At 68.9% G+C, this 14,753-nt stretch carries 12 protein-coding genes; 8 read left to right on the top strand and 4 right to left on the bottom strand.

The features are described 5' to 3' along the window. Window positions 1-17: 17 nt before the first annotated feature. The gene (locus AC5WS7_RS26490; RefSeq protein WP_495957292.1) at window positions 18-1,151 is read right to left on the bottom strand and encodes a serine/threonine-protein kinase; all 1,134 of its coding nucleotides are present in this window, start codon (window positions 1,149-1,151) and stop codon (window positions 18-20) included. Between the two features lie 834 nt (window positions 1,152-1,985). Here AC5WS7_RS26490 and AC5WS7_RS26495 point away from each other — a divergent pair. The 4 genes from AC5WS7_RS26495 to AC5WS7_RS26510 all read left to right on the top strand — a co-directional run bounded on the left by AC5WS7_RS26495 (window position 1,986) and on the right by AC5WS7_RS26510 (window position 6,083). Beyond that, window positions 1,986-2,525: a hypothetical protein gene (locus tag AC5WS7_RS26495; RefSeq protein ID WP_495957293.1), complete on the top strand. Its 540-nt coding sequence runs from the start codon at window positions 1,986-1,988 to the stop codon at window positions 2,523-2,525. Between the two features lie 104 nt (window positions 2,526-2,629). Continuing rightward, window positions 2,630-3,232, top strand: a complete 603-nt coding sequence (locus AC5WS7_RS26500) for a chloramphenicol phosphotransferase CPT family protein (protein WP_495957294.1) — start codon at window positions 2,630-2,632, stop codon at window positions 3,230-3,232. Between the two features lie 318 nt (window positions 3,233-3,550). Continuing rightward, window positions 3,551-4,291, top strand: coding sequence for a DnaE2-dependent mutagenesis accessory factor ImuA' (imuA', locus tag AC5WS7_RS26505; RefSeq protein WP_495957295.1), 741 nt, complete (start codon window positions 3,551-3,553; stop codon window positions 4,289-4,291). 67 nt (window positions 4,292-4,358) lie between these two features. Beyond that, a complete protein-coding gene (locus AC5WS7_RS26510; protein WP_495957296.1) occupies window positions 4,359-6,083 on the top strand; it encodes a DNA polymerase Y family protein in 1,725 nt (574 codons plus the stop codon). On the opposite strand, the gene AC5WS7_RS26515 is transcribed toward AC5WS7_RS26510, so the two are convergent. Both AC5WS7_RS26515 and AC5WS7_RS26520 read right to left on the bottom strand, forming a co-directional pair. Beyond that, window positions 6,080-6,418, bottom strand: a complete 339-nt coding sequence (locus tag AC5WS7_RS26515) for a hypothetical protein (RefSeq protein WP_495957297.1) — start codon at window positions 6,416-6,418, stop codon at window positions 6,080-6,082. The two genes, AC5WS7_RS26510 and AC5WS7_RS26515, sit on opposite strands and share 4 nt — an antisense overlap. A gap of 145 nt (window positions 6,419-6,563) precedes the next feature. Continuing rightward, entirely contained in the window at window positions 6,564-8,093 is a 1,530-nt protein-coding gene (locus AC5WS7_RS26520) for an MDR family MFS transporter (RefSeq protein WP_495957298.1), read from the bottom strand. Between the two features lie 61 nt (window positions 8,094-8,154). Here AC5WS7_RS26520 and AC5WS7_RS26525 point away from each other — a divergent pair, with 61 nt between their 5' ends. From AC5WS7_RS26525 to AC5WS7_RS26535, 3 genes are all read left to right on the top strand, one after another. After that, on the top strand, window positions 8,155-8,790 hold the full coding sequence (locus AC5WS7_RS26525) for a TetR/AcrR family transcriptional regulator (RefSeq protein WP_495957299.1): 636 nt from the start codon (window positions 8,155-8,157) through the stop codon (window positions 8,788-8,790). Between the two features lie 72 nt (window positions 8,791-8,862). Next, entirely contained in the window at window positions 8,863-9,630 is a 768-nt protein-coding gene (locus tag AC5WS7_RS26530) for an alpha/beta fold hydrolase (protein WP_495957300.1), read from the top strand. A gap of 73 nt (window positions 9,631-9,703) precedes the next feature. Beyond that, on the top strand, window positions 9,704-10,348 hold the full coding sequence (locus tag AC5WS7_RS26535) for a GNAT family N-acetyltransferase (RefSeq protein WP_495957301.1): 645 nt from the start codon (window positions 9,704-9,706) through the stop codon (window positions 10,346-10,348). On the opposite strand, the gene AC5WS7_RS26540 is transcribed toward AC5WS7_RS26535, so the two are convergent. Further along, window positions 10,277-11,251: an SDR family NAD(P)-dependent oxidoreductase gene (locus tag AC5WS7_RS26540; protein ID WP_495957302.1), complete on the bottom strand. Its 975-nt coding sequence runs from the start codon at window positions 11,249-11,251 to the stop codon at window positions 10,277-10,279. The genes AC5WS7_RS26535 and AC5WS7_RS26540 overlap by 72 nt on opposite strands. Before the next feature lie 197 nt (window positions 11,252-11,448). Between AC5WS7_RS26540 and AC5WS7_RS26545 the strand changes: the two genes are divergently transcribed. Continuing rightward, window positions 11,449-14,748, top strand: a complete 3,300-nt coding sequence (locus AC5WS7_RS26545) for an error-prone DNA polymerase (RefSeq protein WP_495957303.1) — start codon at window positions 11,449-11,451, stop codon at window positions 14,746-14,748. The last annotated feature ends 5 nt before the right edge of the window (window positions 14,749-14,753 follow it).

A 14,753-nucleotide genomic window follows, 5' to 3' on the forward strand; every position in this document is an offset into this window, starting at 1 on the left:
GGGCTGCGTGCCTGCCGCTACATCACGGCGATGAGGATGACGATCAGGATCAGCAGGCCGATGAGCAGGCCCACCGCGATGGCCAGGGGAGCTGCGTTGGGGCCGAGGGAGGAGCGGCTGAAGGCCGGTTTACGTTGTGCGGCAGGGGCTTTGGGCGCGTTGGCCCGCGGCGGGCGCGGCAGCGGAGTGGAGTGCGGACTGCGCAGTCCGGCCGCGGAGTTGCGGGCCGCCCAGGCGGGGATGGTGCCGTCCTCGGTGCGGACCGGGGCGCCGAGAATGTAGGGGCCGGTTCCGGGACCGAATGCGGCGGTGAGGATTTCGTTGCGGGCCTCGGCCATGGTGGGACGACGCTGCGGTGCGGGCTCCATCATGTGCAGCAGTACCTGGGTCAGGACGCCGCTGCGGGTGGGCGAGATGATCTGAGCCATCGCGGCGCGGGTCACGATGACCTCGTCGTCGTCCTCGTCGATACCGTACGGCGGATGGCCCTCGATCGCGGTGTACAGCGTTGCGCCGAGGGAGAATACGTCGCTGGCGGCGGTGGGCTGCGCGCCGCGCGCCACCTCGGGCGGCAGGTAGGCGGGAGTGCCGGTGATCACGTCCTCCGGCTCGTCGGACAGGTCCCCGGCGCCGCGCGAGATACCGAAGTCGCTGAGTTTGACCTTGCCGACCTCCGCGCCCCGATCGGCGACCAGGATGTTGCCGGGCTTGATGTCGCGGTGCACGATGCCCGCGGCGTGCGCGGTGGCCAGCGCATCGGCTACCTGTGCGCCGATCTGCGCCACCTCGATCGGCGAGAGCGCGTCCGCCAGCGCGAGCGCCTTGGCGACACTGCGGGAGGGCAGATACTCCATCACGAGCCACGGCTCACCGGCCTCGAGCACCACGTCGTAGACGGCGATGGCGTGCTCGTGCGACAGCTTGGCAGCGACCCGGCCCTCGTGCACGATCCGATCGCGGACCACCCGGGCCTCGTCCTCGCTCAGGCCGACCGTGGACAGAACCTGTTTGATGGCGACGTCGCGGTTGAGCAGCCGGTCGGTCGCCAGCCAGACCGCACCCATACCGCCGCCGCCGAGTTTGGATTGCAGGCGGTAGCGGCCGGCGACCAGATAGTCGGGGCCGACGATGGAGCGGGCGCGTTCGGTCACGGGCGCGAGAATAGCGGAAAACCTTCCTGACTGGCCTGCTTCGGAACCACGAGGTTGACCAGAGCACCTCGTGGCGGCAGGTCTTCGCCGTCATCCGGAGCGAGGGAGCGGATGCCGCCGCAGGTCACGGCGGCTGTCGAGCCTCCGAGGACGTCCCGGCGCCCGTCTGCGGCCGGGATGTTCGCGGATTTCGCTGTCGGACAGCCGGTTCGAGCCGCGAACAATCTGGTCCGGCTGCTCGCTCCCGGTTCCGTCGCCCGGTTTCGGGCGATATCGGCGGGCAGGAAGTACGACCGATCACCGCTTTCCAGCGAGGGGGTGGCATCGGGTCGATCGCACTGTGATTATGCTGGCGGCGCATGCGCTTCCACCGGAGTGCCCGCGGACCATCCGAGTATCCGGTGGGAGAACCCATCTCCGAAATGCCTGACGCAACCCTGATCGAAGGCCCTTCGCGTGCGGTTCGACCGGATTGTCCGGTGCCGCACCCGTTTTCGGAACGCGAGGGGATGGTTCGTGGATATCCATCCGCTCCGCCGTTTTCGGCCGAATTCCCCCGGTCCGAATTCGCGTGGGGCATCGGTTCACATCTCTTGCAGTACTCATCGGCAGTCGAAAGAGAGGTCGTTCATGGCAGCACGGCATCGCGCTCGGTCGGACAGACGGTCCAGGCGTGCTGGATCGGTATTGGTCACCGCGGCGGTTCTGTCGTCCGGGGCGCTTGCGGAGGTCGCTCCGGCAGTAGCGGATGCGGGCAGTCTTCCGACGGTGAACAGTCGAAACGATATGAGCGGGAAACGGCCTGTCCCGGACGGTAATCTTGCTCCGGTCGACGTGTCTCGGCTGCATCTGCCGACGGCCCTGGCTCCGCCCGTCGCGCCGATCAAGGCGCCGGAGGGGACCATTCGCATCGGCTCCGCCCAGATCGGCCGGCCGGACTGGTTCGATCCCAAGCTCGCCGAGGGGATCAACGACACCTTCGCACAACAGGAGGCCACCTTGGCCCAGGGATTCGATTCGGTCGGATTCGATCCGGCGCGGTCGGATCGGATGGCCGGTGACGCCATGGTCGGTTCGCTCGCCGGAAACGTGGCGGCGGGCGTGGTCACCAGCCCGTTGACCTCCACCAGCGCGGCAGTCGGCGCCGTCGCGGGTTTCATCGCCGGTATTCCGTTCCTGCCGGCGGGTTTGGTGGTGATGCCGGTGGTCGGCGCGGCCATCGGCGCCGCGGTGATCGCGGTTCCCGCGGCTATGGTCGGTTCCGCCATCGGTGTGGGGGCCGGTGCGCTCGAGGGTGCGCTGGCGCCGGCGACCCCGAACGCGCCCGCCGACCAGCGAGCGCCGCATCCGAACCAGCCCGCGCCGCGGGTATAGCCGCCGCGATCCTGTGGTCCGGCCGGCCATCGCCGGCTGGACCACAGCTCGGACGGGCCACCTGTTCTCCGGGATATGCGAGAGTGACCGGATAGCGTGGGTGGATGCGGAGCGTCGACCTCCCCGCTCGGGTGATTTTCCTCAACGGCACGTCCAGCGCGGGGAAGACCACGCTGGCGCGGGCCATCCAAGACGAGAGCGACGTCCCGTTCGTCTACTGGGGGATCGACACCCTGTTCGGCCTGATTCCGCCGAACTGGGGTGGCGGACGCGATGGGCCGCTCAGTCGTGACGGATTCTGGTACGACCGGACCGGACACGACGCGGACGGTCACCCGGTGCTGGTGGTCCGCTACGGCCATGTCGGTTACCGGATGTTGCGCTCGGGGTGCGCTGCGGCTGCCGAGTTCGCTCGCGGGGGTGATCACCTGGTCATCGACGAGATGCTGCTGTCGCCGGATCTGCTGCCGATGTGGCTGGATGCGCTGGCGGGCTTGGATGTTCAGCTGGTCGCTGTCACCTGCCCGCTGGCGGTCGCCGAGGAGCGGGAACTGGCTCGAGGCAAAACGATCGGGCTGGCGCGCGGACATCTGGGCACGGTGCACGATCATGGCCACCCCTACGACACGACCGTCGACACGAGCACCGCGACGCCCGCCGAACTGGCCGGAATCGTACTGCGCCGACAGCGGACCGCGGAGGGGTGACGCCGCCGCAGCGACTCCCCGACGGAGGGGGGTGCCTTCGACGAGCTTCTCGGCTCGGCGTCGCGTTTCGCGGATGTGGATCGGTGTGCAGGGCGATCCGCATCGCCTCTTCGGTTTGCCAGTGCATGTAGTGATCATGTGTCCGGTCACGCACCCGGTGACAGATACAACCCGCGAGTGACAACGACCGACGTCGTCGCAGCCGCTTGACGCAGTCGGGGGTGGGGGTTCTACTGACAGCTGATCGAACGTATATTCGATTGGCATCGATAGCTGGATCGGTGCTGGGATCCACTCGGTGGAGATAGGCGGTCGAGGATGGGTTCGCCCGACGAAGTGCGGCACGAGCGGTTGGCCGAGTTGCGCCGGCGGATGGCCGCGATTCCGGCCCGCGGGGTCGCCTCGGCGGCTCGGGCGCCGCTGTCGCGGGAGCGTCGGAGGGAGTCGTTGCCGGTGCCATCCGCGCTGGGCGAGCTTTTGCCGGAAGGCGGGCTGGTCAGGGGAGAGGTGGTCGAGTACTGGGGTGCCAGCGCGTTGCTGGCTGGACTGCTGGCGTCGGTGACCGGCGCCGGTGGCCATGCCGCCGCGGTGGGGCTGCCCCGGCTCGGTCTGCTCGCCGCGGCCGAGATGGGTGCGGATCTGGAGCGGCTTGCGGTGATTCCCGACCCCGGGCCCGACCCACTCGAGGTTGCTTCAATATTGCTGGATGGTCTGGATCTGGTGATGATCGGTATGGGCGGCAGGGCGGTGCCGCCCGCCCGGGCCCGAGTGCTCTCCGCTCGCGCTCGCGGCAAAGGCGCCACGCTCGTGGTGGCGGGCGGGCGCTGGAGTGGTTCGGTGCTGCGTATCGATACCCGGATCGTCGGTTACGGAGGTCTGGGGCGTGGTTGTGGACGTCTGCGCACCATGCGCCTGGATGTCCGGGTCCAGGGCCGCTCGGTTCCGTACCGCACCGGCACGCTCGACCTGACGCCTCGCGGCGAGCATATCGAATGGGTTGCCGCACAAGCGGATTCCGCTGTGCCGACGATCGCGGAGGCGCGTCATGCGGCTTCGTGATCCGTGGAATGCGGGAGCCGGGACGTTCGGTCCACGTCAGCGTGTGCGCCACAGGGGTTCGTGAACCGTGTCGAAGAGGGCTGGGCGTGCCTCCCGGGTGCTGGCGCTGTGGTGCCCGGACTGGCCGGCCGTCGCGGCCGCGGCGGCGGCGGATATCTCACCGACCCGGCCGGTCGTGGTGCTGCATGCGAATCGGGTCGTGGCGTGTTCGCAGTCGGCGCGGTCCGCTGGGGTGCGGCGGGGGTTCCGGCGGCGGGAGGCGCAGGTGCGATGTCCCGATCTGTATGTGTCGCAGGAGGATCCGGATCGTGACGCGCGGTTGTTCGAACCGGTGGTGACCGCCGTGGACGCGACCGTACCCGGGGCGGAAGTGTTGCGTCCGGGCCTGCTGGTGCTGGCGGCGCGGGGTGCGACACAGTATTTCGGCTCCGAGGAGGAGGCGGCCGAACGGCTCGTCGACGCGGTGGCGGCGACCGGGGTGGAGTGCCGGATCGGGATCGCGGACGAGATGTCCACGGCCGTCCTGGCCGCGCGCCGGGCCGCCCTCGTTCCGCCGGGAAAAGGTGCGCGATTCCTGGCGGCGCTGCCGGTGAGCGAACTGGCCGCCGAGCCGAGCCTGGCCGGTCCGGAGCGTGCGGACCTGGCGGACCTGTTGCACCGCTTGGGTTTACGGCGGATCGGTGATTTCGCCGCGCTGACTCCGGCGGAGGTCGCCTCCCGATTCGGCGCCGACGCGATCGCGGCGCATCGCTGTGCCCGCGCCGAACCGGAACGTTCGCCCGCCGCCCGCCCGCCCGCGCCCGAGCTGACGGTGGAGTATCCCTGCGATCCGCCGATCGACCGGGTCGATGCCGCCGCCTTCGCCGGCCGCTTGCTCGCCGTGCGGTTGCACGAACGTCTGGCCGACGCCGCGGTGGCCTGCACCCGTCTCGCGGTGACCGCGGAAACCGCTGCCGGAGAACGGCTTTCCCGGATATGGCGATGCGCCGAACCGCTCACCCCGGAGGGCACCGCCGATCGGGTGCGCTGGCAACTGGACGGCTGGCTCACCCATCGCGCTCTCCGCGGCGACGTCTCGGACCACGACGAGTGGACCGGAATCGCGGCGATCGGCCGCGAGCCGGACCGTTCCGGGGAACCCCGGACGCGGCGAACGACACCGCCGAACGGGAGTGCGGGCGACACCGCGGTTCCCGGACGACGCGGCGGCGGTGACCCGCCCGCGGCCCCGATCGTCCTGCTGCGTCTGGAACCGGTCGAGGTCGTGACCGCCGGTGCGCTGCAACTCGGTCTGTGGGGAGGGGAGGGCGAACAGGAGGAACGGTTCCGGCGCGCGCTGGTCCGGGTGCAGGGTCTGCTGGGTGGGGAAGCCGTGTTGAAGGGTGTGCTCAGCGGCGGTCGCGGCCCCGCCGAACGCATCACGCTGATCGCGCTCGGCGACGAACGGTCGCCCGCCGCCGACCCCACCCTGCCCTGGCCCGGCCGTCTGCCCATGCCCGCACCAGCGGTGGTCCTGGTCGACCGCCCGGAGGTGATCCTGGAATCCGCTACGGGCGTCCCGGTCTGGGTCACCGATCGCGGCCTGTTCACCGCCGACCCGGCCCGCCTGCGCTGGGGCGCCAAGGACTGGCAGGTCACCGCATGGTCCGGCCCCTGGCCCCTGGATGAACGCTGGTGGTCCGGCGTCCACACCGGTGCCGTCCGCGCCCAGATCCTCCTGCAGGACGACGTCATGGTCCTGCTCCTGTTCGGCCACGACCACACCTGGCACGCGGAGGGCCTCTACGACTAGCCGCCGAACATATCGGCCCGCATCCAGATTTTTCGCCCAGCCGGGACGAACCCGGCGCGCAGGTAGAGGTTCTCCTCGCCCGGTGCGGCGGCTGGAACATACTCCAGGCGCGGCACCCGCCCATACCTTTCGAACACCGCGACCAGCGTGGCGATGTCGGTCGATCCGGGTCGCGCGCCGTCGTCCGGGACGGCGTAGTTGCGCCACGGATCGGCGCTGTACGTGTCGAACGTGGCCAGGAACGGGCCGATTCGCTCATGGACGCGCTGTGCGACCGAGGCTCGGATATACCCGGCGACCAGGCCGGGTATATCGCTGTCGAAGGAAAAACTCATATTGGAACACCTCTTGTACCGAGCTTTCGGGGAAAGGACGCGGCACCGCCGCCTGGCCGTACGGGGACCGGTCGTGCGGCAGCCGCGGATCGGCTGCCTGCTTCGGGGAGGCCTCAGCCCTTTCGGAAGGTGTTCGACATCGTGTTCAGGGATGATCGCGCGACCCGGATATCGAAGCAACCGGATTTTCGCCCGACGGCCCGGCGACCGCGACCGGAACCGCTGCGGCCGCGGCAGCGGCGCGGACCTGTTCGCGGCCGGGTAGCCAGATGCACAGAGCCGTGGCGACGAGCGCGAAAGCCGTTGCCCACCAGAATGCGATGTGGAAGCCGGATGTGATTGCGCCCGAACCGGTTCCGGAGACGGCCTGTTCGAGGACGACGGCCAGGACCGCCGTGCCGAACGATCCGCCGATCTGCTGGGCGATCCGCGTCAGCACGCTCGAATGTGCGATCTGGGATCGGTCGAGTCCGACGTACGAGGCGGTCATGACCGGCATGGTCACCGCGCCGAGGCCGACGCCGCGGATCAGCAACCACAGCGCGAGCAGCCAGTTGTCGCTCGTCGCGTCGGCGAAGGAGAACGGTACCGTCGCGGCCGCGACGACGACGAATCCGACGACGGCGATCGCGCGGGCCCCGATGCGATCGGTGAGCGGTCCGGCGATCTGGCGGCTCAGCAGCGCCCCGACGCCCTGCGGAATCAGCATGAGTCCGGCGGTCAGCGCACTCACACCGCGAACCTGCTGGTAGTACAGCGGAAGCAGCAACATCGCGCCGTAGAGCGCGAAGCCCGACAGGAACAGCACCGAGGTCGAGGATCCGACCGAGCGAACGGCGAGCAGCCGGATATCGACCAGCGGATCGCTGCGACGCAGTGCGTAGATCGCGAACGCGATGAGGAACACGACACCGGCGGTCAGCGGCGCGATGACGTCCGGGTGGTCGAACCCGTCCGCGGATCCGGCATTCGACAGGCCGAGGATCACCATCGCGATGCCGGGGGCGAGCAGTGCCAGCCCCCGGACATCGAGTCGCGGGCGCGCGGCGGCCGGCGACGGGGTGTCCCCGGCAAGGTACCGACCGGCGAGAATCAGCCCCAGGACGCAGAACGGCACGTTGACCCAGAACATGAAACGCCAGCTGAGATGGCTGATGATCGCCCCGCCGGCGAGCGGTCCGAGGATCGGCCCGAACAGTGCGGGCAATGCCACCCAGGTCGTCGTGCGTCCGAGGGCACGGCCGCGTGCGGCCTGCATGATGATCGTCGTCATCACCGGCAGCATCAGCCCGCCGCCGACGCCTTGGACGACACGCCAGCCGATGAGCGCTGCGGCGTTCCAGGCCAGGCTCGCTCCGATCGAACCCGCGAGAAATACGGTGAGGGCGAACATCCAGACCCGTTTGCCGCCGAACCGGGCGAGTGCCCAGGAGCTCAGCGGCACGGCGACGCCCAGCGCGAGCATGTAGCCGGTGGTCACCCACTGGATCGTCGAGACCGGCACATGCAGGCTCGTCGTCAGTTGGTGCAGGGCGACGCTGACGATCGTGGTGTCGAAGACCACCGCGAGCGCGCCGACGACCAGGATCAGCGCGGTCTTCACAACTTTCGGGTCGATTCTGTCGTGCTCAGGTGCGTTCGAGGCCATCGTATCCCCAATAAGAGTTGAACTCATTCCTTAAATTGGAGGGTAGAAGTCCTGGCGAAGGAATGCAAGCCTCTCTTATTCTGGGTGCATGACGCGTGACCAAACGGTGCCTGCGCCGCCGCCCGATACGGTCAAACGCCGCCGTCGCGGGGCGGAACTCGAGCACGCGCTGCTCACCGCGGCCTGGGCGGAGTTGACCGAGGTCGGCTTCGGCAACCTGACGATGGAGTCCGTCGCAGAGCGCGCGCAGACCGGCGTCGCGGTGCTCTACCGCCGCTGGGCGAACAAGAACGACCTGGTGATCGCGGCCTTACGCCACTACGGAACCACCAATCCGGTCGAGGTTCCGGACACCGGCAGCCTGCACGACGACGTAATGGAACTGCTCGCGAACGTCAACGCCGCGCGCACCGAACTCGCGACGATGGTCGGCGCGACATTCGCCGGTTTGCACGAGAGCGCCGGACTGACGCCGATGGACGTTCGCCGCATCGTGCGCGGCGAGTGGCCGGGGCAGTCCGAGGACATCTTCCGCCGGGCGCACGACCGCGGCGAGATCGACCTCACACGCATCCCTCGGCACGTTCTCGATCTGCCGTTCCAGCTGATCCGCCACGACATCCTGATGACCCTGCAACCGGTCTCCGCCGAACGGATCCGGGCGATCGTCGATGACATCTTCTGGCCGCTGATCAACACGCTCAGCGCGTCGTCCGAGGCCTGAACAGCGCGGGCGTCCGGGGTCTGCGCGTCGATATCGGCGGCAGCGGGCCGGCGACCCGTATCCTGGCTGATCGTGGAGGCGATGGTTACCAGTGTTTCGTCGGGGGGTGTGCGGATCGCCTATCGCGATTTCGGAGCCGCTGCCACGGCACATCCGCTGTCCGACGTTCCGGTGCTGCTGGTGCACGGTATGGGCGGGGACGGGCATACCTGGGATCGGTTCGGGCAGCGGCTGATTCGGCTGGGGCGCCGGGTGATCGTGCCGGATCTGCGCGGGCACGGACGCAGTGCGCACGCCGGTTCCTATCGGTTCGACGAATTCGGTGACGACCTGCTACGGCTGTGCGAGCAGCTCGAGTTGACCTCGGTGGATCTGGTCGGGCATTCGCTCGGTGGTTACGCGGCGACCTGTGTGGCGATCGAGCGGCCCGAGCTGGTGCGTCGCCTGGTGCTCGAGGAGCAGCCGTTGCCGCTGCGTTCGGCTGCCGAACAGCTCACGCTCACCCGCCGGCTGCCGACCGTGCCCGAGCTGTGGCACGCGACGACCAGTCTGCTGCGACATCCGGGCGCGGTGCTGGCCTTCGACCGGTCGATGACCCGGATCGCGCTGGAGCAGTTCCGCACCCCGAATCCGCGATGGTGGGAGCGGCTCGGCGAGATCACCGCGCCCACCCTGATGTTGCGCGGCGGACCCGGCGGCATGGTCGATCCGGACAAGCTGACGCTGCTGTGCGCCACCGTCCCGGACTGCACGGTCGTCCCCTTCGACTGCGGGCACAGCATCCACCGCGACCGCTATCGCGAATTCGCCGCGGCGGTCCTGCCGTTCCTCGGACACTGACGGTCGTCGCCTGCCGGGAAACCGGCTGAAAATGGTGTTGCCGCCGTACGCCCGCCGGCGGCACCATCGTGGCATGGAGACTGCCCGGCCCGCGGTGCTGACGCCACAAGTCGCTCCGCCCGAACGAATCGACCTCGGCGACCTGGTGATTCGGCGGTGGCAGCGCGGCGATGCCGAGGCGCAGTTCCAGGCGATCGAGGCGTCGTACGAGGAACTGCACACCTGGATGCCGTGGCTGCCCGAGCGGCGGACGCGTGCGGATCAGCGCGAGTTCATCGAAACCGCGGTCGCGGACTGGCCCGCCGAGGGAAATTGCAACTACGGCATATTCGATTCGGCGGGAACGCTGCTCGGCGCGCTCGGCCTGCACGATCGGGTCGGTCCCGCGACACTGGAGATCGGATACTGGTGCCACACCGGCCATACCGGCCGCGGCGTGATCACCCGCTCGGTTGCCGCGCTGGCGGCGATCGCACTGGACCTGCCCGGTGTCGAACGCATCGAAATCCACTGCGACGCAGCCAATGCGCGCAGTGCGGCCGTGCCCCGGCGGCTCGGATGGCGATTGGATCGGACCGAGCCGCGCGAGCCGCACGCGCCGGGGGAGTCCGGCCGGGGGATGGTGTGGGCGCGCGAACGCGCTGATCTACCAGTGGGTTCCGGGGACCAGACGCGCCGCGCGGCGCAGGACGGTGCGGGTGGCGCGCCCGGCCTGTGACCGTTCGCGGTGCGGTTTACGTTGCGGGGCAAGGGTTTCCGGAGCGGGCTCGGGTGTGCTCGCGGCGGCGGCCTCGCCCTTGGCGGCGGGGGAGTCCGGCAGGGCGCGGTAGTACCGGTGCAGCACCCGGTCCTTGAAACGCGGAGTGAACAGGCTGCCGTATTCGGCGAGGGTGCCCAGCGGGACATCGATGCGCTTGGGGCGTTCGGCCAGCGCGCGCACGATGGTCGCCGCGGCCCATTCGGGGGATTCCGAGGGGCCCTGTCGACCGCTGGGAGCGATCATCGGGGTGCGCACCAGCGGCATGTGGATGGTGGTGAAGGTGACGTTGTCGGCGAGCATTTCGACCGCGGTCACCTCGGCGAACTTGTCCAGCGCGGCCTTGGAGGCCAGATAGGCGGCGAAGCGCGGGGTGGCGACCTGCACACCGGCGCTGGAGATGTTGACGACATGCCCGAACTTGCGTTCGCGCATCTGCGGCAGCAGCGCCAGCGTCATCCGTACCGCGCCGAAATAGTTGACCGCCATGGTGCGCTCGAAGTCGTGCATCCGGTCGGTGGAGCGGTGCACGGCCCGCCGGATGGACCGCCCGGCGTTGTTGACCAGCATGTCGACATGGCCGTGCTCGTCGAGGACGGCCTCGACCGTCTGCTCGACCGATTCGGCGTCGGTCACATCGCAGCGGTATCCGTGCGCCTGCCCGCCCGCGTCCCGCACCTCGGCGACCACCGCGGCCAATTCCTCCTCGCGGCGGGCCAGCAGTAGCACCACCGCGCCCTTGGCGGCGACCGCGAGCGCGGCGGCCCAGCCGATTCCGGAGGAGGCTCCGGTGATGAGTACATGCCTGCCGGTCAGCTCCAGTCGGCCTCGCCGGGGCCGGTCGGCCGCGTGATTGTCGATCATCACCGCTCCCTTGCAGTTGGATTCGAGATTAACTTACTCCAAAGTAAGTTCCGGCGGCAACGGTGTGCCGCGTCATCGGCCGGTTGTCGGTCCCGCGGCCGGGTGGGCGGGGTGATGATGCGCGAATCCGGACACTTGCCACATATCGAATGTATGTTCGAGAATGGAAAGAACCGAATGGTCTGTCGGAGGTGAGTATGGGCTGGGGCCAGGGCCCGCCGAGCTGGGCGGAAATGGAGCGGGTGCTGTCCGGGCGGCCGGGGCGCGAGCAGCCCGAGGGTGACGGCGGGGACAGTCCGGCCTGGTCGCGTAAACGTGGTGCGTATCGGGCGGGAGAGCGACCGCGCGGTGGCGAGCCGGCGGTGCCGTATGCGGAATTGCACGCGCACTCGGCCTACAGCTTTCTCGACGGCGTCTGCCAGCCCGAGGAACTCGTGGAGGAGGCGGTGCGGCTCGGGCTCGAGGCGCTCGCGCTGACCGATCACGACGGGTTCTACGGTGTGGTCCGTTTCGCGGAGGCCGCGCGCGAATGGGGTTTGCCGACGGTGTTCGGCGCGGAGCTGTCACTGGGCGATGTCACCGGAAACGGTATCGGGGATACCGAGCCGCGCGCGGGCAACCCCGATCCGGGCGGCACGCACCTGCTGGTACTCGCCCGGGGGCAGGAGGGCTATCGGCGGTTGTCGCGGGAGATGTCGTTCGCGCACATGACCGGTGGGGAGAAGGGGATCCTGCGCTACGACCTGGATCGGCTCACCGCCGCGGCGGGCGGACACTGGCAGATTCTCACCGGATGCCGCAAAGGCCATGTGCGCCAGGCACTTCGGGAGGGCGACGCACAGGCCGAGGCCGCACTGCGCGATCTGGTGGAGCGGTTCGGCCCCGACCGGGTCACCGTGGAACTGACCCGGCACGGCACCGCGACCGACGACGAGCGCAATGCCCGGCTCGTCGCCCTGGCCGATCGGGTCGGACTGCCGATCATCGCCACCACCGCGGCGCATTTCGCCGCACCTCGGCAGGGCCGGCTGGCGATGGCGCTGGCCGCGGTGCGGGCCCGGCGGAGCCTGGACGGAATGGACGGCTGGCTCGCCCCCGCCGGCGGGGCGCACCTGCGTTCCGGTGCGGAGATGGCCCGGCTGTACTCCGCCTGCCCGCAGGCGGTGCCCAATGCCGTTGCCCTGGCGCGGGAATGCGCTTTCGATCTCCAGCTGATCGCGCCGCAACTGCCGCCGTTCGACGTTCCCGACGGATACGACGAGGATTCCTGGCTGCACAGGATCACCTACGAGGGGGCCGAGCGGCGCTACGGTTCACGGTCGGCGAACCCGAAGGCCTACCGGCAGCTCGACCACGAACTGCGGGTCATCTCCGAGATGTGTTTTCCCGGCTATTTCCTGGTGGTGCACGACATCGTCGAATTCTGCCGCAAGAGCGGCATCCTGTGTCAGGGAAGGGGTTCGGCGGCCAATTCCGCGGTCTGCTACGCCATCGGCATCACCAATGTGGACCCGGTGGCCAACAACCTGCTGTTCGAACGCTTCCTGGCGCCCGAGCGCGATGGGCCGCCCGATATCGACATCGATATCGAGTCCGATCGCCGGGAGGAGGCGATCCAGTACGTCTACCGCAGGTACGGGCGCGAATATGCCGCGCAGGTGGCCAACGTGATCACCTATCGCGGTAAGTCCGCGGTTCGCGATGCCGCACGTGCCCTCGGGTTCTCGCCCGGACAGCAGGACGCGTGGAGTAAACAGGTGACTCGCTGGAACGGTGTCGCCGAGGAGACGAATTCCGATATTCCCCCCGAGGTCCTGGAATTGGCGGGCCGGATCGAGGGGCTGCCACGACATCTGGGCATTCATTCCGGCGGCATGGTGATCTGCGATCGGCCCATCGCCGACGTATGCCCGGTCGAGTGGGCGCGCATGCCCGGACGCAGTGTGCTGCAGTGGGACAAGGACGATTGCGCCGTCGCGGGATTGGTGAAGTTCGATCTGCTCGGTCTGGGCATGCTCTCGGCGTTGCACTACATGATCGATCTCGTACACGAACACAAGGGCGAACTCGTCGAGTTACATCGGCTCGATCTCGCCGAAACCGCCGTGTACGACATGCTTTCGCGCGCCGATGCGGTGGGAGTGTTCCAGGTGGAGTCACGGGCTCAGATGGCCACCCTGCCGCGGCTGCGGCCGCGTGAATTCTACGATCTCGTCGTAGAGGTGGCGCTGATTCGGCCCGGCCCCATTCAGGGAGGTTCGGTACATCCCTATATCCGCCGCCGCAACAACGCCGAAGAAGTGGAGTTCGATCATGAGGCGCTGCGTAATTCGCTGCATCGGACGCTCGGCGTGCCGCTGTTCCAGGAGCAGTTGATGCAGATGGCCGTCGACGTGGCCGGTTTCACCGCGGCCGAGGCGGATCAACTGCGCCGTGCGATGGGTTCCAAACGCTCGCCGCAGCGGATGGAGCGACTGCGCGAGCGGTTCTACCGCGGTATGCGCGAATTGCACGGCATCACCGGCGAATTGGCCGATCGGATCTACGAGAAGGTATACGCCTTCGCGAATTTCGGTTTCCCGGAAAGCCATTCGCAGAGTTTCGCCGCACTGGTCTTCTATTCGGCGTGGTTCAAACTGCACCATCCGGCGGCGTTCTGCGCCGGACTGCTCAACGCGCAGCCGATGGGTTTCTACTCGCCGCAATCCCTGGTCGCCGATGCCCGGCGACACGGGGTGGTGGTGCGCGGCCCCGATATCAACCACAGCCTCGCCGCGGCGACCCTGGAGGAGCACGGGACGCGGGTGCGGCTCGGACTGGGTACGGTCCGGTACATCGGCGACGATCTGGCCGCCCGGATCGTCGAGGCTCGGGCGAGCGGTCCCTACACATCGTTCCTGGACCTGACCGGACGGGTGGAATTGACCGTGCCGCAGGCCGAGTCGCTGGCCACCGCCGGTGCGCTGGACAGTCTGGGGATCACCCGTCGAGAGGCGCTGTGGGCCGCCGGCGCCGCGGCGGGCGAGCGGGCGGATCGGCTGCCCGGCACCGGCGCGGCCACCGCCGCGCCGACACTTCCCGGGATGAGCGACTTGGAGTCGGCCGCCGCCGATGTCTGGGCGACCGGCGTCTCCCCCGGCAGCTATCCGACCGAATTCCTGCGCTCGCAACTGGATGCCCTGGGCGCGATACCGGCCGCCGGATTGCTCGCGGTGCCCGACGGCTCGAAAGTGCTGGTGGGTGGGGCCGTCACACATCGGCAGCGGCCCGCCACCGCCGCCGGGGTCACCTTCATCAATCTGGAGGACGAGACCGGCATGGTGAACGTGGTGTGCTCGGTGGGGTTGTGGCAGCGTTATCGCCGCCTGGCCCAAGGGGCGTCCGCACTTCTGGTGCGCGGACGCGTGCAGAACGCCGAGGGCGCGGTCAGCGTTGTCGCGGAACATCTGCAACGCATGGATCTGCGCGTCGCGTCACGCTCACGCGACTTCCGCTGAACCCG

Source organism: Nocardia sp. PLKS1-43 (genome assembly GCF_059510335.1).

Bases quoted from the DNA above. Each gene is read 5' to 3' on its own strand.
- AC5WS7_RS26500 (WP_495957294.1), top strand. From the start codon at position 2,630: ATGCGGAGCGTCGACCTCCCCGCTCGGGTGATTTTCCTCAACGGCACG.
- imuA' (WP_495957295.1), top strand. From the start codon at position 3,551: ATGGGTTCGCCCGACGAAGTGCGGCACGAGCGGTTGGCCGAGTTGCGC.
- AC5WS7_RS26515 (WP_495957297.1), bottom strand. From the start codon at position 6,418: ATGAGTTTTTCCTTCGACAGCGATATACCCGGCCTGGTCGCCGGGTAT.
- AC5WS7_RS26520 (WP_495957298.1), bottom strand. From the start codon at position 8,093: ATGAGTTCAACTCTTATTGGGGATACGATGGCCTCGAACGCACCTGAG.
- AC5WS7_RS26525 (WP_495957299.1), top strand. From the start codon at position 8,155: ATGACGCGTGACCAAACGGTGCCTGCGCCGCCGCCCGATACGGTCAAA.
- AC5WS7_RS26535 (WP_495957301.1), top strand. From the start codon at position 9,704: ATGGAGACTGCCCGGCCCGCGGTGCTGACGCCACAAGTCGCTCCGCCC.
- AC5WS7_RS26540 (WP_495957302.1), bottom strand. From the start codon at position 11,251: ATGATCGACAATCACGCGGCCGACCGGCCCCGGCGAGGCCGACTGGAG.
- AC5WS7_RS26545 (WP_495957303.1), top strand. From the start codon at position 11,449: ATGGGCTGGGGCCAGGGCCCGCCGAGCTGGGCGGAAATGGAGCGGGTG.